The organism is Pseudoxanthomonas sp. F11 (assembly GCF_037046485.1).
Classification (GTDB): Bacteria; Pseudomonadota; Gammaproteobacteria; order Xanthomonadales; family Xanthomonadaceae; genus Pseudoxanthomonas_A.
The window spans coordinates 642,961-660,449 of the sequence record NZ_JBANLZ010000002.1 but is presented as its reverse complement, the minus strand read 5'-3'; the positions used below and the strand labels follow the sequence as shown (position 1 = coordinate 660,449).

The window sequence follows — 17,489 nt, the reverse complement described above, 5'->3', positions numbered from 1 at the left end:
GTTAAAGAATCATAAACGGCATAGCATCGGTTCCCCTTCGGGAGGGGAACTCCAGGGTGTCCCAGGAGTCTGAAGCCAGCCATGAACCTGCGTAGCCTTTCACTGTCGCTTGCCCTGCTGCTCGCCACTGGCGTGGTGGCGGACGCGCACGCCCAGAAAAGTGCGCGCAAGCCGGCCGCGGAACCGCACGCCACGGCCCTGCCCATCTGGAACAACGACGGCAAGGTCGAGGCGGTTCTGCTGCTGGAACCTACGGGCCAGGCCGAGGCCGGCGCCCGCTGGCGGCTGGGGCGCAATTCGCTGACCACCGCATTCGGACTGGAAAGTGGCGACGCCCTCGGACTGGTCTGCAACCGCAAGGCCGGTGTGGTCGGCAATATCGGCAATCTGGCCAGCCACTGCATGCTGGCGACCCTCGGCGACGACGATGACGACACCTCCAGCCAGCGGGTGAGCGCTTCGGCCGTGCTGAGCCGCCCGGGCGGCAAGCTCGGCCTCTCAGCCGGAACCGGTCGGGACACCCTGCCAGCCTGGCTGTCCTCCAGCCGCGGCACGGGGCGCGTCGAGCAGAACGATCTGGCGGTGTTCGGCCAGAAGAACATCGGCCGCGAAGGTTTCGTGTCGATCGGCGGCGCCGTGGCCAAGGCCACCCTGGTGCCCGCCTCCGACCTGCCCGCCCTGGCCGACCGGTGGAACAGCCGCAGCCTGAGCGTCGGTGGCGGCTACGGCCCCTTCAGCGCCAACATCGTGGGGCGTGTCGTCGATGTGCCCGGCCAGCCCGGCAAGTTCGAGGGCCTGGGCGTGGGCCTGACCTGGCGCACGCCCTGGAGCGGACAGCTCACCGTCGGCGCGGAGAACGTCATCACCCGCGGCAAGAATCCCTTCTCGCTGACCAACGAGAACGCCGACGAAGGCACCGTGCCTTACGTGCGGTACGAGCAGGACCTCTGATCCACTGCAACCAGGCTGCGGTCATCCAGCCGGGAATCCCTGTGGATCCATTCGCGCACTCACGGCGCCGCCATTTGGCGATAATGGCTCTCTCCGTCCTCACCGATACTCCATGGCAGTGATTGCGCCGGCTGTTGATGCGCTGGACAAGGCGAACGCGCACGAGCGTGCCGGGGATCCCGCCGGCGCGCTGCATTGGATCCAGGTTGCCGCCAAGCAGGAGCATCAGGACGCCTCCATACATTCGCGGGTGGCGCAAGCAGCCATGCGCATCGGCCAACCCGCACTGGCGCTTGCGTCGATGGACAGGGCCGTACGGGTGGCGCCCAACGACAAACCACTGCGCTTCCAGTACGCCTGTCTGCTGGCGCACGAGGGCATGCACGCCGTGGCCCTGGAGCATTTCTACGCCACCGTCCCGTCCCAGCCCTACAATCCTCAAGCCTGGCGCCTGCTGGGCGTCACCCTGCAGCGCCTGGGACGACACTCGGAAGCGCTCTTGCCGCTCCGTCGTGCGCGGGAGCTGGCGCCCGACAACGAACGCGTCCTGGAAACCCTCGCGGAATCCGAGTTCCATGCCGGCTATCCGGATGATGCGCTGCCACTACTGGAGGCATTGCGTGAACTCAGGCCACGCGACCCCCTGATCGCACTCCGTCTCGCCGAAACATTCAATCGACTCGGCCGGCACCAGCAAGCATTCGATCTCCTCACCTCGATGGCACGCACAGTCGAGCAGCCCGGAGATCTGCTGGTTGCGCTTGCGCAGACCGCCGAGGACCGAGGCGACCGGGATGCAGCGAGAGAGGCTTATCTGGCGGCCCTGCAGGCTCGTCCGGGCTGGGCGTTCCCCCTCAGCGGGCTGCTGGGTCTTGATCGCGCGAAAGCCGATGACGCCATCGTCGATCTGGCCATCGTGATGCTGGGCGATACGACATTGCCCGACCCGGACCGCGCCCTGCTGGGTTACGAACTGGGCAAGGTGTTCGACGGACGGAAGCGTTACACGGAGGCAATGCAGGCCTGGCATGAAGCCAACACGGCCAGAAGACGGATGATCGGGCCAGCCAATCTGGAAGGCACTCGTCGCCAGATAGACCTGATGATCCGGACGATGACGCGCGAGCGCGTCGACCAACGACGTCAACGATGGCGCGGCAATCCGGATTCGCGACCGCTGTTCATTGTGGGCATGCCACGCAGTGGAACCACGCTGACGGAGCAGATCCTCGCCGCACATCCCTCCGGCTTCGGTTGTGGCGAGCTGCCGGATATCGGCCTTATCGTACGCAACCTTCCCTTGAGCGTCGGCCCCGGCGCCACTTGGCCGGCGAACATCGACCAGATCCCCGACGATGCACTGGACGACGCGGCTGATCGCTACCTCAGGGCGGCGACCCGAGGCGCCCCCCCGGATGCACTGCGCCTGATCGACAAGGCGCCGCTCAATTTCAACGAACTGGGACTGATCTCACTGCTGTTTCCCCAGGCCCGCGTCATCTGGTGCCGCCGTGATCCCCGTGACATCGCCGTGTCGGTCTACGGCGAGAACTTCGCGTTGGACGAACGTCTTGCCAACGACCTGGGCGACATAGGCCACTACATCAACTTCCAGACGCGGCTCATGCGTCATTGGCAGGCCACACTGTCGCTGCCGATACTCGAGCTGGTGTACGAGGATCTCGCGACCTGTCCAGAGCCGCAGGCGCGCCGGATCGTCGACTTCGCGGGCCTCCCCTGGCATTCAGCCTGCCTGGAGTTCCACAAGAACGAGCGCGGCGTGCAGACACCGAGCCGGTGGCAGGTGAAACAGCCCATCTACACCCGCTCGATCGGACGCTGGAAGCACTATCAGGAGCATCTGGCGCCGCTGCTGCAAGTGCTGGAGCCGGACACCTATCCCGTCTGGTCGGCATCGGACGCAGCACAGGCCACCCAGGACCAGGCAACGACGCCTTCGGCCTGACGCAGTTCGGCAGTCGCGATGCGCATGCCCGGCCTGAGTCGTTCACATGCTTCGGTCAGGCTACCGAGCTCGGACACCGTCAGCGCGTGGCTGACCATCTCGCTGGTCCTCAGGCGGCTTCCCTCCAAGTCCTGGATATAACGTCCAATCGCCGCGATGGCCAACGATGCGTCCTGACCCATCGCCGCGATGATCTGATGCACGTGCTGACGTGCCTCCAGCAGCAGATCGGGTGCCTTCGAAACAGATGCCCGTCGGGCGAGTTCGTCCATGGCGCGGTTGTACCGCTCCCTCGCCGCGAGTGCGGCTGACGAGGGTGTACTCCCCGCCCTGATCGCCGCGAGACAGGGTGCGATGGCCTGCGCCGCCGGCAGCAGACCTTCCTCTGAGATCAACCACGCGTGATGTCCTAGCTCTTCGCGGCCGACATCGACCAGCACCGACTCCGCATGGTGCATCACGAAAGCAAGCCGCGCTCCCGGCACGGCGACCCGCAACGCTTCCGACAGGGCTCGCGGACGGTCCGCATATTCGAACCCGAACTGGCTGACGACTTCGTCGAACATGGCATCTTCGAAAGGAAGTTCCTCCATCCCAATGCCTGCGTGAAACCGGATTTCCGTGTGCCTGGCCGGCTCGTACCAGGCGGGCGACAGGGCGGCCAGATCGATGGCATCTACACGGGCGCGACCCTCGAGGGTGCGATGCACCCGCAACGGCAGCGCCCCGTTGCCGGTCGCCAAATCGAGGACGCGCGCACCGCTGCGCGTGGCCGCGAAGAAGCCACCCCAGAAATCGCCGATTGCACCCTCGTAATTGCGATCGGGCGTATTCGTGCAGGAATGCAGACGCCCGCTGGCCCAGTACGCTCCCCATACCTGCCGGCGCACCGCTTGATTTTCGCTGACCATTGACGACTCCCTGCATCCGCATGGCACGACGTGGACGCTATCGCGAGCGCAGACCTTAACCCGACCGGGCCCCAAAAAGGAAAGGCCCCGTTTCCGGGGCCTTCCTCATCACATCATGCCGCTATCAGAACGTCTGCGTGTAACGGAAGTACACGGTACGACCATAAGCGTCGTACAGGTAGAAGTTCCACGGACGGCCGTCGAACGGCACCAGTTCCGGATAACGATCGCCGATGTTGGTCGCGCCAAGAGCGATCTTCGCGTTCCACGGAGCGTTCCAGGTGAACTGGAGGTCGTTGGTCGCGTAACCGCCCACCTGCAGGGCAGGCGCGATGGTCACACCGCCCACCACCGTGGCCGCCGTGCTCTGGTCACCGATGTAGTTGATGCCCCAGTTGACACCGAAGTCACCGAACGTCCACTCGTTGCTCAGGTTGGCACGCAGGTCCGGGTAACCGTGCTCACCGGCGTACTCCGTGGTGTAGTTGCCGTTGATCACATCGTACTTGTTAATGTACGACACGGTCAGCCTGTTGCGCAGGCGACCGGCGTTACCCAGATCGAAATCGGTGTTGGCACGGAAATCCAGGCCATCCGTTTCCAGGGTGCCGATGTTGCGGTAGCCGGCAGTGACCTCCAGAACGCGACCATTGGTCGCGTTACGCACCACGCCCAGGCCATCCGGCACCGGACCGTAGGTCTCAGGTGCCAGCTCCCGGTTGATGATCGCCTGGGCGCCCAGCACCGTGATGCTGTTTTCGATCTCGATGTTGTAGTAATCCAGGCTCAGGTCCAGCCAGTCGACCGGGTCGTACACGATACCGGCGGACCACTGGGTCGACTGCTCCGACTCCAGATTCGGATTGGCGATGAAGTAGGTATCGACCTGCTGCTGAACCTGACGGCCAGCCGAGTTCAGGCAGAACTCGTTCAGACCGGCGGCCAAGCAGGTTTGACGGTCCACCACCGGCTCGGCGGAGAACGAATCGGCCTGGTTCAGGATGTCCAGACCCGGGGCGCGGAAGCCCTGGCCATAGGACGCGCGGAGGGTCAGGTTGTCCAGCGGCTGCCAGCGGGCGGCGATCTTCGGCGAGAAGTCGTTGCCATAGTCGCTGTAGCTGTCGTAACGGCCAGCGAGGGTGATGTCGAAGCTGCTGCTGAACGGCAGCAGCCACTCGAAGTAGGCCGAGTAGACGTCACGCGTACCGGCCGAAGCGCCACCCGACGAGCCCAGCACCACACCCGCCTGCGACAGCGAGTCGTAGACGTCGGCGAACTGGTCTTCACGGTACTCGGCACCGACCACCGCATTGGAGATGCCACCGCCCATTTCGAACAGGTCGAACGAGACGTTGCCGTAGAATTCCTTGGTCTTGAAGTAGGAATTGCGGCCGATCGTCGCGGTGAAGCTGTTCAGGGTGTCCTGACTGGCACCGAAGGGATCGGTCAGCACGTAGTCGCCACTCGCGATCGCCTGGTTGGCGAGGCTCTGGATGATGTAGCCATAGCCGTTCTCGTCGTACTGGTAGTTGGTACGGCGCGCACCGAAGTCCACCGAGATGGAGTCGGTCAGCTGGCCCTGGAAGCCCACCAGGAAGTCCGAGTTGTTGGTCGTGGTGTAGTTGTCGCGGTTACCGGCCGCGGCGAAGCGGTGGTAGTAATAGGTCCGCAGACCGTCGCCCACGAACAAGTCCTGGGCATCGCCTTCTTCAGCCCACACCAGACCCGGGACCGGAGCGTAACGACCGAAGGTCTCGACCTTGGTCGTGGTGGCCGTCATGTAGACGTTCCACTTGTCGTTGATCTGGTAGTCGCCGCGCACGAACACCGAGGTGTTGTCCACCGAGGCCTCGTTGGCCGCCACCGAGTTGAAGTCGAACGAGCAGCGACCGTTGGACTGCAGCCAGAACGAGCCGGTGCAATCGAAGCCCGGGACGGCTTCCGCCAGACCGGTTTCCGGGTTGTAGATGTTGTTGCCGTAGAGCGACACACCCAGGGCCTGGCCGCCGATCTGGTCACGCGTGAACACCATGCCACGGCTGGACTTGGAAGCGCCACCGATCAGCTGGCCGCGGTCCGAGGAGATGCCGAAGACCGCCGACGCGTCTTCCAGATCGCCGCCCTTGACCTTGGTCTGGCCGACGCCGTAACGCAGCTCGGCGCCGTTGAAATCCTTGCGCAGGATGACGTTGACCACGCCGCCGATCGCGTCGGAACCGTACACGGCCGAGGCGCCGTCGGACAGGATCTCGATGCGCTCAACCGCTGCCAGCGGAATGGCGTTGAGGTCGGAACCGGACGAAGCCGACATCGGGTTGGTCGGCGCACGACGACCGTCGATCAGCACCAGCGTACGACCCGAACCCAGGCCACGCAGGTCGACCGAAGCCAGCGACTGGGCGGAGCTGCCCGACTGCGGCTTGAAGTTACCGAAGGACGCGAAGGTGCTGTCACGCAGCACGTCGGCGACGGACACGTCACCGGTAGCGTCGATCGAGGCGCGGTCGATCACGATGACCGGCACGGCACCTTCGATGTCGGCGCGCTTCAGGCGGGAGCCGGTGACCTCGATGCGATCCAGGGTCTTGGCTTCGGTATCGCTGCTGGCGGCTTCCTGGGCGAAGGCATTGCCGGTGGCCAGCGAGGCGGCGCTGGCGAACAACGCAAACTTGATCGCGTTGGGCAGCTTCTTGAGGTTAGTCATTAGAGGCTCTCTCTCCAAATGTTCACAGAAAAGCCTAAGCCTCGCGGCCTGGGCCAATGGTTCAGACGCATGAATGCTGCGCGACTGGTGCCCAGAGCATAACGTAAATTTTACGGCGATGAAAAGAACCCGATGATTTATTGGAAGAATTCCGTTTTTTCCAGCCCAATCAGTTACTTGCGAAACCTTTTTCCGTCAGGCGTTCGACCATCCGTCGGATTCAGGCCTAAACAGGAAGGGCGCCGACGGGCGCCCTCCCTGTTCATGTTTCAGGCCGACGCAGGCCTTCCGTGACGTCACGCGTGCGGATGACCTCCTACTCGACGCGTACCTCCGCGCTGCCCGAGAACGTCTCCACCGTGACGCGACCGCTGCCGCTGCCATAGCGCGTGGAGAAGCTGCTGCCGGGACCGCGGCGCTTCTCGATGGTCACACCCGTGGCTTTAAGACGGCCACTGAAACTCTCACCGCTCACCTGCGCCGACACGTCCGCCGGCAGGTGCAGCACCAGGTCGCCGCTGACGGACTCCATGCTGATTTCGCCACCCGGCGCCAGCGCCGTGCTGACCTCCACACGGCCGCTGACGGTGCTGGCGCTGAGGTCGCGCACCTTCTCACCGTTGACGGCCACCTGGATGCGTCCGGATACGGTTTCCGCATCTATCTCACCGGCCAGGCGGCCGCGCAGCTGGATGGCGCCGCTGACGGTGGCGACACCCACGTCGTCGCTGTTGAGGGTGAGGGTGGCATTGCCGCTGACGGTCTCCACATCCGCCTTCCGCGGTGCGGCGGCGGCCACCACGCTTCCGCTGACCGTATTGACGGAAAGCTCGCCCGACGCCACGCCGGTGACATGCACGTCGGCGGCGACCGTTTCGATCTCCAGGTCGGCGCGCAGGGGCACCATCACCACCAGGTCGGTGGGCCCGGCCCGATCGCCTCCCCAGCCGCCCTTGGGATAGCGCACCTCGATGCTCAGCTGGGGTCCCGACCCGTCGATGTCCAGTTTCTCCACGCCCTTGCCCAGCGTGCCGGTGACCTGGACTTCGTTGCGTTCCCAGCCGCGCACCTCGACGCGACCCTTGAGGTTGCTGATGTCCACGCGCCCGCGGGCATCCAGCGGGCGCGTCTCGTTGACGGCCGTCTGCGCCAGCGCAGCCGGCGCAAACAGGACGGTGATCAGGAGCAAGGGAAGGATGGAGGTACGCATGGGGAACTCCTCAGGTCATGGCCGCGCGTTGGGTCAATTCCAGACGACGGGCGTAGGTACGGCGCAACTGGTCCAGCAGGAAGTGCGCATTGGGTTCGGTGGCGATGGCGCGGCGGATCTGCGCGGCGCTTTCGTCCAGCGTATGCAGGGCCGGCACGATCTCCGGCGGGGCGGCCCCCCGGCGGTCGAGCTGCGCCAGCGCGCCAGCGTAGTCACGCGTCAGCGCGGCGGCTTCGCGCTGGATGAGCGCATCTCCGGTCGGCGCCTGTTGCAACTGCCAGGTGACGGTGATGGCCAGCAGTACCGAAGCGGCCAGTGCGAATGGCGTCCAGGGCCGGCGCGGGCGCACGGGCGCCTGATGCCGGGGCGATGTCGCCAGCCGCGCGGCGATGCCGGGCCACAGGTCGCGCGTCGGCGGCATGTCCTGTCGCAGCGCGCGCAGCTGCCAGCGCAGGGCCTCGTCGGTCGGGGGAATGGGATCGGGAGAGGTCATGCAGGTACTCCTAGGCGCTCGCGCAGCAGGTGCCGCGCGCGGTGCAACTGGGCTTTCGAACTGCCTACCGCCATGCCCAGTTCGGCGGCGATTTCTTCGTGCTTCCAGCCCTCGACGTCGTACAGCACCAGCACGGCACGGGCGCGCGGTGGCAGGGTGGCGACCGCGCGCTCAAGGTCCATCGACAAGGCGGTGGCCTGCCCGGCGCTGTCGGCCAGGCCGATCCCGTCCAGCACGTCCTCGTCTTCGTCGAAGCGGGGGCCGTTGCGTCGGCTGCGCAGCTCCATCAGCGCGGTGTTCACCGCCAGCCGATGCAGCCAGGTGCCGAAGGCGCTCTCGAACCGGAAGGCCGGCAGCGCCTGCCAGGCCCGTACGAACGCCTCCTGGGTGAGGTCTTCGGCACGCGCGCCATGGAAGCCCACCAGGCGCTGGATGACGCCATGCACGCGACCGGCGTGGCGACGGTAGAGCGCCTCGAAGGCCTGCATGTCACCCGAGGCGGCGGATCGCGCCAACGCGCTGTCCACGGCGGCGGCCGCATCCGGGGAGGTGCTGTCGGCGATCGGTTCCATGACGGTGGCATTCAGCATACTGACTACGATGCTGCCGCGGGAGGAAAGGTTTAGAGGGCCTTTCCCGAAATGCAGAAAGCCGCCCGGGGGCGGCTTTCCACACGGCCGATGAAGGCTGGCCTTACTTCTTCAGACGTGCCGCGATGGCCGCGCCCAGGTCGCCCGGCGAACGGACGGTGGTGACGCCCGCGGCTTCCATCGCCGCGAACTTGCCTTCGGCCGTGCCCTTGCCGCCCGAGGCGATCGCACCGGCGTGGCCCATGCGCTTGCCGGCCGGGGCCGAGGCGCCGGCGATGAAGCCGACGACCGGCTTCTTCACGTACTGCTTGATGTACTCAGCGCCGGCTTCCTCGGCGTCGCCACCGATCTCGCCGACCATGATGATGCCTTCGGTCTGCGGGTCTTCGTTGAACAGCTTCAGGCAGTCGACGAAATTCAGGCCGTTGATCGGGTCGCCGCCGATGCCGATGCAGGTCGACTGGCCCAGGCCCACTTCAGTGGTCTGCTTGACCGCTTCGTAGGTCAGCGTGCCGGAGCGCGAGACGATGCCGATCTTGCCCGGCATGTGGATGTGGCCCGGCATGATGCCGATCTTGCATTCGCCCGGGGTGATCACGCCGGGGCAGTTCGGCCCGACCAGCACGGTGTCCGGATGGGTGCGGGTCAGCACGTTCTTCACGCGCAGCATGTCCAGCACCGGGATGCCCTCGGTGATGCAGACGATGACCTTGATGCCGGCCGCGGCCGCTTCGAGGATGGCGTCGGCCGCGAACGGCGGCGGCACGTAGATGACGGACGCATCGGCGCCGGTGCTCTTGACGGCATCGGCGACGGTGTCGAACACCGGCAGGTCGATGTGGGTCGTGCCGCCCTTGCCCGGGGTGACGCCGCCGACCACCTGGGTGCCGTACTCGATCATCTGGGTGGCATGGAAGGTGCCCTGCTGGCCGGTGAAGCCCTGCACGATCACCTTCGTATTCTTGTTAATCAGAACAGACATTGGGATTTCCTTGGGTGTCGTGGATTAGGCGGCGGCCTTGACCGCTTCAACGACCTTCTTGGCGCCGTCGTTGATGTTGTCGGCCGGGATGATGGCCATGCCGCTGTCGCGCAGCAGCTGCTTGCCTTCCTCCACGTTGGTGCCTTCCAGGCGCACGACCACGGGCACCTTGACCCCGACTTCCTTCACCGCGGCGATGATGCCCTCGGCGATCATGTCGCAGCGGACGATGCCGCCGAAGATGTTGACGAAGATGCCCTCCACCTTGTCCGAGGACAGGATCAGCTTGAAGGCTTCGATCACGCGCTGCTTGTTGGCGCCGCCGCCCACGTCCAGGAAGTTCGCCGGCTCGCCGCCGTTGAGCTTGATGACGTCCATGGTGGCCATCGCCAGGCCGGCGCCGTTGACCATGCAGCCGATGTTGCCGTCCATGGTCACGTAGTTGATGTCCATCTCCGAGGCCAGCACTTCGGTCTCGTCTTCCTGGCTCTTGTCGCGCATGGCGACCAGGTCCTTGTGGCGGAAGCTGGCGTTGTCGTCGCTGTTGAACTTGCCGTCCAGCGCGTACAGATTACCGTCGTCCAGGATCGCCAGCGGGTTGATCTCGACCAGCGCCAGGTCCTTCTCGTTGAAGATGCGGTACAGGTTGACCATGATGCTGGCGAACTGGCCCGCCTGCTTGGCGGTCAGGCCCATCTTGAAGCCGAACTCGCGGCCCTGGTACGGCTGCACGCCTTCGACGAAATCGACGTTGAGCGTGTGGATCTTGTCCGGCGTCTCGGCCGCGACCTGCTCGATCTCCACGCCACCTTCGGACGAGGCGATGTAGGTGATGGTGCGGGTGCCACGGTCGACCAGCACCGACAGGTACAGCTCCTTGACGATCTCGCCGGCGGTGGTCACCAGCACCAGGTTGACCGGCAGCTCGACGCCGGCGGTCTGGTAGGTGGCCATCTTGGTGCCCAGCATCTTGCCGGCGGCCGCCTTCACGTCATCGACGGTCTTGCAGAACTTGACGCCGCCGGCCTTGCCGCGGCCGCCCGCATGGATCTGGGCCTTGACCATCCAGGGGCCGTTGCCGAGGGACTGCGCGGCCGCGACCGCTTCGTCCGCCGTGGCGGCGACTTTGCCGGCCGGGACCGGGATGCCGTACTCGGCCAGCAGCTGCTTGGCCTGATATTCGTGGAAATTCATGCGTCACCGTGGGTAGGGAACAGAAGACACCGCCCGGGCCGGGGCCAGGGAGGCGGCGGCTGGGCGAGCCCCCTATTGTCGCCGACCCGGCCGGGGGGCGCAAAACCCGGAGCCTAAGTCTTTGGTGGAAAAGGCCGGGCGGGGTCCGGCGGAGCGTGACATGCCTATACTGTCGGCCTCGCTTAAGGGGAAGTAAGCGTTTGCGCCAAGCCCAGTCGCTCCTGTCCCGCATCGAATCGGTGCCGCGCCGCGAACTGTATTTCTTCGCGCTGTACCGCCTGCTGGAAGCCGGCATCCTGGCGGCGCTGATGTTCAGCCCGCTTGGGGAGGTGCTGGGCCAGCCCCGGCACCCCGAGCTGGGGACCGCGGTCACCCTCGGCTACCTGAGCCTGGCCCTGGTGCTGTTCTTCATCGGCCGCAGCGTCCGCTGGCTCACCTGGATCGTCTTCGCCAGCGTGTGCATCGACGTGGCCGCCGCCACCCTGGCCACCCATGCCCTGCCCGGCGCCACGGCCGGCATCGCCATGATGCTGCTGTTCAACGTGTCCGCCGCGGCGCTGCTGCTGCCGTCCACGCGGATGGCGCTGACGGTGGCGGCCTTGGCCATCGTGGCGCTGTTCGGCGAGTACTTCTTCACGACGTTCCACGACAACAGCAACGGCCGTTCGGTGGCCGAAGTCATCATGTTCGCGGTCAGCTACCTGGCGCTGGCCTATCTGGCGCACCAGGCGGGACTGAAGGCGCGGGCGAGCCAGGCACTGGCGGACAAGCGCGGCGAGGAAGTCGCCAACCTGTTCGAGGTCAACGAACTGATCATCCGCCGCATGCGCACCGGGGTGCTGGTGGTGGATGCCGACAACCACATCAAGCTGGCCAACGAGGCCGCCAGCCTGCTGCTGGGCGAAGGTGCGGATGGCCCGGGGGCCGATGGCAGGGGCGCGTCGCTGCTGCACGCGGCGCCCGAACTGGCCCGCCGCCTGCAACGCTGGCGCAACGGCTGGCAGACCGACGAGACGCCCCTGCAGCTGTCGCCGGAGCAGCCCGAAGTGCAGCCGCGCTTCGCCCGCCTGCTGGCCGACAGCGAGACCTCGCTGATCTTCCTGGACGACGCCACCGTGGTGTCGCGGCGCGCGGAGTCGCTGACCCTGGCCGCCCTGGGCCGGTTTTCGGCCAGCCTGGCGCACGAGATCCGCAACCCGCTGGCGGCGATCAACTATGCCGTGCAGCTGCTGGAGGAATCCCAGCAGATCACCGATGGCGACCGCCGGCTGCTGCAGATCATCCACCAGCAGTGCCAGCGCACCAACGGCATCGTCGAGAGCGTACTGGGGCTGGCCCGGCGCGAACGCGCCACGCCCGAGCACGTGGACCTAAACACTTTCGCGCGCCGCTTCGTCGACGAATACCAGCAGACGCTGTCCATCGAGACCGATACGCTGGAACCCATCATCGGCGCCAAACCGGTACCGGCCCTGGTGGATCCGCGACACCTGCAGCAGATCGTGACGGTGCTGGTGCAGAACGCGCTGAACTACGGCCGCCTGCCGGGCGAATCCGCGCGCATCCGCGTGCGCGTGTTCAATGCCGAGGGGCGGCCCACCCTCGACGTGATGGACCGGGGCCCCGGCATTCCCGAGGCAGTGGCCGCGCAGCTGTTCCGGCCGTTCTTCACTACCTCCGAACACGGCACCGGACTGGGCCTGTACATCGCTCGCGAGCTGTGTCGCGCCAATCAGGCCACGCTGGAGTACGTGCCGGTCCCCGGCGGGGGCAGCTGCTTCCGCGTCACCCTGCCCGGACCAAGCGCCCTGCTGCCGGCATAGTCATGCAGAAGCCGCTTTTGTAGGAGCGCCCCATGGGCGCGATGCTTTTGCCGGGAGGCCATCCGGGAAAAGCATCGCGGGCATGGCCCGCTCCTGCAAACCTCTCGGGTCGCGGGCATCCTGTCGGGGCCTCGCCTACCATGTTTCACATTCCCTCGGTACACTGCCGGCACAGGGGCATGAGGGGGAATGCATGAATCAAAGCCGTAGCGCCCTGATCGTCGACGACGAACGCGACATCCGAGAATTGCTGACACTGACGCTGGGCCGCATGGGCCTGCGCATCGACACCGCCGCCAACGTGGGCGAAGCCCGCGAACTGCTGGCCCGCAACACCTACGACCTGTGCTTCACCGACATGCGCCTGCCCGACGGCAACGGCATCGACCTGGTCGGCGAGATCGCGCGCAACTATCCGAATACGCCGGTGGCGATGATCACCGCCTTCGGCAACATCGAGCTGGCCGTGGAGGCGCTGAAGGCCGGCGCCTTCGATTTCGTCAGCAAGCCAGTGGACCTGGCCGTGCTGCGTGGCCTGGTGAAGCATGCGCTGGAACTGAACAACACCGACCGCGCACCGCCGCCCCCACCGCCGCCGGAACAGGCCAGCCGCCTGCTGGGCGGCTCGGCGGCAATGGAGGCGCTGCGCGACACCATCGCCAAGGTGGCGCGCAGCCAGGCACCGGTCTACATCATGGGCGAGTCCGGCACCGGCAAGGAGCTGGTGGCCCGCACCATCCACGAGCAGGGCGCACGTGCGTCCGGCCCCTTCGTGCCGGTCAACTGCGGCGCCATTCCGGCCGAGCTGATGGAAAGCGAGTTCTTCGGCCACAAGAAGGGCAGCTTCACCGGCGCGCATGCCGACAAGCAGGGCCTGTTCCAGGCGGCCAACGGCGGCACGCTGTTCCTGGACGAGGTGGCCGAGTTGCCGCTGCCCATGCAGGTGAAGCTGCTGCGCGCCATCCAGGAGAAGGCGGTGCGTCCGGTCGGCGCCTCCGGCGAGGTGCAGGTGGACGTGCGCATCCTGTCGGCCACGCACAAGGACCTGGGCGAGCTGGCGGCCGATGGCCGCTTCCGCCACGACCTGTACTACCGCATCAACGTCATCGAGCTGCGCGTGCCGCCGCTGCGCGAGCGCACCGGCGATCTGGCGCAGCTGACAAGCGCCATCCTGGATCGCCTGGCGGCCCAGCATGGGCGCATGGCGCCGTCGGTGTCGCCGGAAGCGATGGAGGCGCTGGGCCGCTATCCGTTCCCGGGCAATGTGCGCGAGCTGGAGAACATCCTGGAACGCGCGCTGGCCATGTCCGAGGGCCACAGCATCGAGATCGACGACCTGTACCTGCCGCAGGCCCCGGCCGGCAGGAAGTTCGGCGGCGATTTCAACCCCGGCGAAGTGGTGCGCGACGCGCCCGGCGCCGTCGACGTGGACCCGGCCGCGGGTGCCCTGCCCGACTACATCGAGCAGTTGGAGCGCGCGGCCATCCAGAAGGCCCTGGAAGAGAACCGCTGGAACAAGACCAAGGCGGCGGCCCAGCTGGGCATCACCTTCCGCGCCTTGCGCTACAAGCTGAAGAAGCTGGGGATGGAGTAGGCCAGCTGTCGCGGGCTCAACGCTCGCGCAGGTAAAGAACCTGCAGTTCATGGTGGGGGAACCAGTCCCCCAGGCGGCGCCAGTCGAACGGAAAATACCGCGCATGCGCCAGACGGAAGCCGCTGGCCTCCGCTGCGCATGCCCGCAACATCGGCAGGTCCACGAACGTCACGTGGGTGGCATCGATCCGGTAGCCCGCTGCGCCCGGCACGATCACCAGCACGCGCTCCACACCCAGGCGCGCCGCCGCCGTCAGCAGGCGCGCCAGCACGTCGGCGGGCTGCTCCAGGTGTTCCAGAACATGGCTGATCACCATCGAGGTGAACCGACGCTGGGCAGGCAGCGTCGACAGCGCCCAGTCATCGGCAAACCCGTCGTAAGCCACCACATCCAGCCCCTGCGCCCGGCAAAACGACACGCTCGCCGGGTTGTATTCGACCCCCAGCGACCCTGACGGCAGCCGCGCCAGCAGTTCGCCGACGCCACAGCCGAAATCGAGCGTGGGCCCGCGTAGTCTGCGAGCCGCCGACGCCAGGTAAGCACGCCGTACCTGGCGCCGCAGCCAGCTACGGCGCAGCTGATACTCGGTGTACTGTGCATCGAAACCGCCGCTCATGGCGTCGTGTCGTCGCCGGGTTTCAACGCCACCAGCAGTCGGTGCAAGGGCCTTCGCGGCACGGCCGCGATGTCGTACGCCAGAAAGCCCAGCATCATCTGCATGCCCACGATGATCTGCAGCGCCACCAGCATCACGCCACCGGCCGTGGTGGGGACACCGGTGTAGTGCGACCGTCCCCAGAACAAGGCGCCGAGCAGCGTACCGGCCAGCATCAGGCCCATGCCGACCAGCAGCTCCACCGATGCCAGCGACAGGTCACGCAGGAAATAGTTGTAGAACACCCGCTTGAAGGTATTGCGGAGGTGCTTGAACGAGAAGTCGAAGACCACCTTGGAGATGCGCAGGTTGCTGGTTTCCGCGCCATAACGCGCGTCCATCGGCACGTCCACCACCACCGCCCGGGCGATGTTGAGGCGGAACAGCATGTCGGTCTCGAAGAAGTAGCGCCGGCTGATCTTCGCCAGCGGCAACTTCTCCGCCACGCGCGCATGCAGCGCCGTGTAGCCGTTGGTCGGATCGAAGATGTCCCAATAGCCGGACGAGATCTTGGTCATGAAGCTCAACACGGCATTGCCCACGATACGCGCACGCGGCATGCGGCTGATCTGGTCGAGGTCGTAGAAGCGGTTGCCCTTGGTGTAGTCCGCCTCGCCACGCAGTATGGGCGCCACCAGCTTCGGCAATGCGCCCGCATCCATCTGACCGTCGCCATCCATCTTGACCAGGATGTCGGCGCCGTCGGCGATCGCCTGCCGGTAGCCGGCCATCACGGCGCCGCCCACGCCCAGATTGGTGGAATTGCGGATCACGGTCACCCGGGGATCGCGACAGTGCGCCTGTACCTGTTCGCCCGTATCTTCCGGGCAGGCATCGTCCACTACGTACACGCGCGCCACCTCGGATGGCAGGCTCGCCAGCACCCCCATGATGTGGTCCCGCACACGATAACTTGGGATCACCACGGCAATGCGTGCCGGCGCCGGGGTGATGGCTCCAGATGCGACGGGCGCACGCCCGGTCATGCGCGCAGCGTCGGGCGGCACCGATACCGTGTGCTGTGTGGTCATGGCTCCCCCACTTCGTAGCTGACAGCGTAGAGGCGCGCCAGCACACGGGCAATCGGTGCCGGCCACACCCGCTGGAACATGGCCAGATCTTCGCGCGCACGCACGCCAGCACGGACACCGTCGCTGGTCTCACTGCCGGCGTGGATGCGATGAAGCATGCACAGGCGTCGCACCCTGGCGAAGGTTCCGTGTCCATCGGCCAGCCGCAGCCAGGCATCCCAGTCCAGGTCGACTTTCAGATCCTCGCGGAACAGGCCCAGCGCACGCTCGCGCCGCAGCGTGACGGCAGGGCACGGAATCGCGCAGCCGAACGCCAGCAGGCGCCGTTTGGCTCTCCGGCGGCCCAGCGTGGCGCGTCCCAGGAATGCCTGTTCGGCGAGCAGGCGCTTGATCGCCAGCATCGGCGTCCAGCTGCGGGCGGCGGCGCCGGCCAGTTCGCCGTAGTCGGTCATCACCAGCACGGCATCGGGATGGCGGTCGACGCGTCGCAGCGTTTCCTCCGCGAAATGCGGCAGGTACAGGTCGTCCTGGTGGGCCAGCGTCACCCATTCGGCCAGCGTGGCGGCCATGGCCTGGTTCCAGTCATGGCCGATGCCCCGGTTCGGGCCGTGCTCGACCAGGGTGGCGCCGAACTCGGCGGCCTGGTCCGCCAGCCAGCGCGAGGGGGTGGAGGTGCTGATGACGATCGGCGACGGGCGCGTCTGCGCCCTTAGCGACGCCAGACAGTCGCGCAGATAGGGCGACTGGCCGTACGCCGGCACGACAAAGGCATGCCGAAGGCCTTGCGTCACGCGGGCTGCCCCAGCAGGGACACCATCAGCACGCCGGTGGAAATCAGGGCAATGCCGGCCCATTGCCAGAGGGTGAGCCGTTCGCCATAGAGCAACCAGGTGACGGCGGCCATCAGCAGGTAGAAAAAAGCGCCGGAAATGGCGAAGGCCACGCCCAGCTTGACCCGGCTGACCACCACCACCCAGACCACGAACCCCACGGCCTGCACCGCGATGGCCAGCATGACGGTAGGCGAGGTCAGGGCCGCCACCAGCCACTCGACCCCTCGGGGTGCCGGATTGCGCGCGGCCAGCGCCGTGACCGCATGCTTGATCAGCAACTGGCTCCCCAGCGTGGAGCAGGTGACGAACAGGATCATCAGCACTTCGCGCAGCATGCAGTCCCCGGAGCGTGCGTCCCGACAGGGCACGTGGGCGGATTCTAGGGCCTGCGCGCCGCGTCAACGCATTGGCACAGACAAGGTGACGCGCAGCGTCACATTGTGACGAAATTTTCCCGTGACGCTGTACGCACTTGGACGCGGTTGTGCAGTCCGCGGGTTCCGGGCGGTTTTCTATTCTGTGATCGGACGCAGGGTTGGCCGGCACGCCGGA

General features: G+C 66.3%; 15 protein-coding genes. 4 read left to right on the top strand and 11 right to left on the bottom strand.

Going from position 1 to position 17,489, the window contains the following annotated elements; genetic code table 11:
- Positions 1-87: 87 nt before the first annotated feature.
- Positions 88-951: a hypothetical protein gene (locus tag V8246_RS08865; protein ID WP_260619042.1), complete on the top strand. Its 864-nt coding sequence runs from the start codon at positions 88-90 to the stop codon at positions 949-951.
- Positions 952-1,063: 112 nt separating this feature from the next.
- A complete protein-coding gene (locus tag V8246_RS08860) occupies positions 1,064-2,917 on the top strand; it encodes a sulfotransferase (protein WP_336188812.1) in 1,854 nt (617 codons plus the stop codon).
- Here the strand turns inward: V8246_RS08860 and V8246_RS08855 are convergent.
- From V8246_RS08855 to sucC, 7 genes are all read right to left on the bottom strand, one after another.
- Positions 2,848-3,828, bottom strand: coding sequence for a class I SAM-dependent methyltransferase (locus tag V8246_RS08855; protein ID WP_336188811.1), 981 nt, complete (start codon positions 3,826-3,828; stop codon positions 2,848-2,850). The genes V8246_RS08860 and V8246_RS08855 overlap by 70 nt on opposite strands.
- A 124-nt stretch (positions 3,829-3,952) precedes the next feature.
- Positions 3,953-6,532, bottom strand: coding sequence for a TonB-dependent receptor (locus V8246_RS08850; protein WP_336188810.1), 2,580 nt, complete (start codon positions 6,530-6,532; stop codon positions 3,953-3,955).
- Between the two features lie 316 nt (positions 6,533-6,848).
- Positions 6,849-7,742, bottom strand: a complete 894-nt coding sequence (locus V8246_RS08845) for a DUF4097 family beta strand repeat-containing protein (protein ID WP_336188809.1) — start codon at positions 7,740-7,742, stop codon at positions 6,849-6,851.
- 10 nt (positions 7,743-7,752) lie between these two features.
- On the bottom strand, positions 7,753-8,235 hold the full coding sequence (locus V8246_RS08840; RefSeq protein ID WP_336188808.1) for a hypothetical protein: 483 nt from the start codon (positions 8,233-8,235) through the stop codon (positions 7,753-7,755).
- Entirely contained in the window at positions 8,232-8,807 is a 576-nt protein-coding gene (locus V8246_RS08835; RefSeq protein WP_260619043.1) for a sigma-70 family RNA polymerase sigma factor, read from the bottom strand. Before V8246_RS08835 ends, V8246_RS08840 begins: the two co-directional genes overlap by 4 nt.
- A gap of 121 nt (positions 8,808-8,928) precedes the next feature.
- Positions 8,929-9,807, bottom strand: a complete 879-nt coding sequence (sucD, locus tag V8246_RS08830) for a succinate--CoA ligase subunit alpha (RefSeq protein ID WP_185896917.1) — start codon at positions 9,805-9,807, stop codon at positions 8,929-8,931.
- 24 nt (positions 9,808-9,831) lie between these two features.
- Positions 9,832-11,001 carry an ADP-forming succinate--CoA ligase subunit beta gene (gene sucC, locus V8246_RS08825; RefSeq protein ID WP_185896918.1) on the bottom strand — a complete coding sequence of 390 codons (1,170 nt, stop codon included), beginning with the start codon at positions 10,999-11,001 and terminating at the stop codon, positions 9,832-9,834.
- Positions 11,002-11,201: 200 nt separating this feature from the next.
- Between sucC and V8246_RS08820 the strand changes: the two genes are divergently transcribed.
- The gene (locus V8246_RS08820; RefSeq protein WP_336188807.1) at positions 11,202-12,824 is read left to right on the top strand and encodes an ATP-binding protein; all 1,623 of its coding nucleotides are present in this window, start codon (positions 11,202-11,204) and stop codon (positions 12,822-12,824) included.
- Between the two features lie 193 nt (positions 12,825-13,017).
- Entirely contained in the window at positions 13,018-14,418 is a 1,401-nt protein-coding gene (locus tag V8246_RS08815; RefSeq protein WP_336188806.1) for a sigma-54 dependent transcriptional regulator, read from the top strand.
- Between the two features lie 16 nt (positions 14,419-14,434).
- Here the strand turns inward: V8246_RS08815 and V8246_RS08810 are convergent, their stop codons facing one another.
- Genes V8246_RS08810 through V8246_RS08795 form a run of 4 tightly spaced genes read right to left on the bottom strand, consistent with a single transcriptional unit; the run spans position 14,435 to position 17,272 of the window.
- On the bottom strand, positions 14,435-15,034 hold the full coding sequence (locus tag V8246_RS08810) for a methyltransferase domain-containing protein (protein WP_336188805.1): 600 nt from the start codon (positions 15,032-15,034) through the stop codon (positions 14,435-14,437).
- Complete coding sequence (locus tag V8246_RS08805) at positions 15,031-16,059, bottom strand: glycosyltransferase family 2 protein (protein ID WP_336189080.1); 1,029 nt, start codon at positions 16,057-16,059, stop codon at positions 15,031-15,033. Before V8246_RS08805 ends, V8246_RS08810 begins: the two co-directional genes overlap by 4 nt.
- Before the next feature lie 41 nt (positions 16,060-16,100).
- Positions 16,101-16,895 (bottom strand): glycosyltransferase, encoded by a 795-nt coding sequence (locus V8246_RS08800; RefSeq protein WP_336188804.1) that lies wholly within the window; start codon positions 16,893-16,895, stop codon positions 16,101-16,103.
- A complete protein-coding gene (locus tag V8246_RS08795; RefSeq protein ID WP_336188803.1) occupies positions 16,892-17,272 on the bottom strand; it encodes a hypothetical protein in 381 nt (126 codons plus the stop codon). The genes V8246_RS08800 and V8246_RS08795 overlap by 4 nt, the downstream gene beginning before the upstream one ends.
- Positions 17,273-17,489: the final 217 nt, after the last annotated feature.

What these genes read in the sequence shown, in the direction of transcription:
- V8246_RS08860 (WP_336188812.1), top strand. Translation starts at nt 1,064, where the DNA reads ATGGCAGTGATTGCGCCGGCTGTTGATGCGCTGGACAAGGCGAACGCG.
- V8246_RS08855 (WP_336188811.1), bottom strand. Translation starts at nt 3,828, where the DNA reads ATGGTCAGCGAAAATCAAGCGGTGCGCCGGCAGGTATGGGGAGCGTAC.
- V8246_RS08850 (WP_336188810.1), bottom strand. Translation starts at nt 6,532, where the DNA reads ATGACTAACCTCAAGAAGCTGCCCAACGCGATCAAGTTTGCGTTGTTC.
- V8246_RS08845 (WP_336188809.1), bottom strand. Translation starts at nt 7,742, where the DNA reads ATGCGTACCTCCATCCTTCCCTTGCTCCTGATCACCGTCCTGTTTGCG.
- V8246_RS08840 (WP_336188808.1), bottom strand. Translation starts at nt 8,235, where the DNA reads ATGACCTCTCCCGATCCCATTCCCCCGACCGACGAGGCCCTGCGCTGG.
- V8246_RS08835 (WP_260619043.1), bottom strand. Translation starts at nt 8,807, where the DNA reads ATGGAACCGATCGCCGACAGCACCTCCCCGGATGCGGCCGCCGCCGTG.
- sucD (WP_185896917.1), bottom strand. Translation starts at nt 9,807, where the DNA reads ATGTCTGTTCTGATTAACAAGAATACGAAGGTGATCGTGCAGGGCTTC.
- sucC (WP_185896918.1), bottom strand. Translation starts at nt 11,001, where the DNA reads ATGAATTTCCACGAATATCAGGCCAAGCAGCTGCTGGCCGAGTACGGC.
- V8246_RS08815 (WP_336188806.1), top strand. Translation starts at nt 13,018, where the DNA reads ATGAATCAAAGCCGTAGCGCCCTGATCGTCGACGACGAACGCGACATC.
- V8246_RS08810 (WP_336188805.1), bottom strand. Translation starts at nt 15,034, where the DNA reads ATGAGCGGCGGTTTCGATGCACAGTACACCGAGTATCAGCTGCGCCGT.
- V8246_RS08805 (WP_336189080.1), bottom strand. Translation starts at nt 16,059, where the DNA reads ATGACCGGGCGTGCGCCCGTCGCATCTGGAGCCATCACCCCGGCGCCG.
- V8246_RS08795 (WP_336188803.1), bottom strand. Translation starts at nt 17,272, where the DNA reads ATGCTGCGCGAAGTGCTGATGATCCTGTTCGTCACCTGCTCCACGCTG.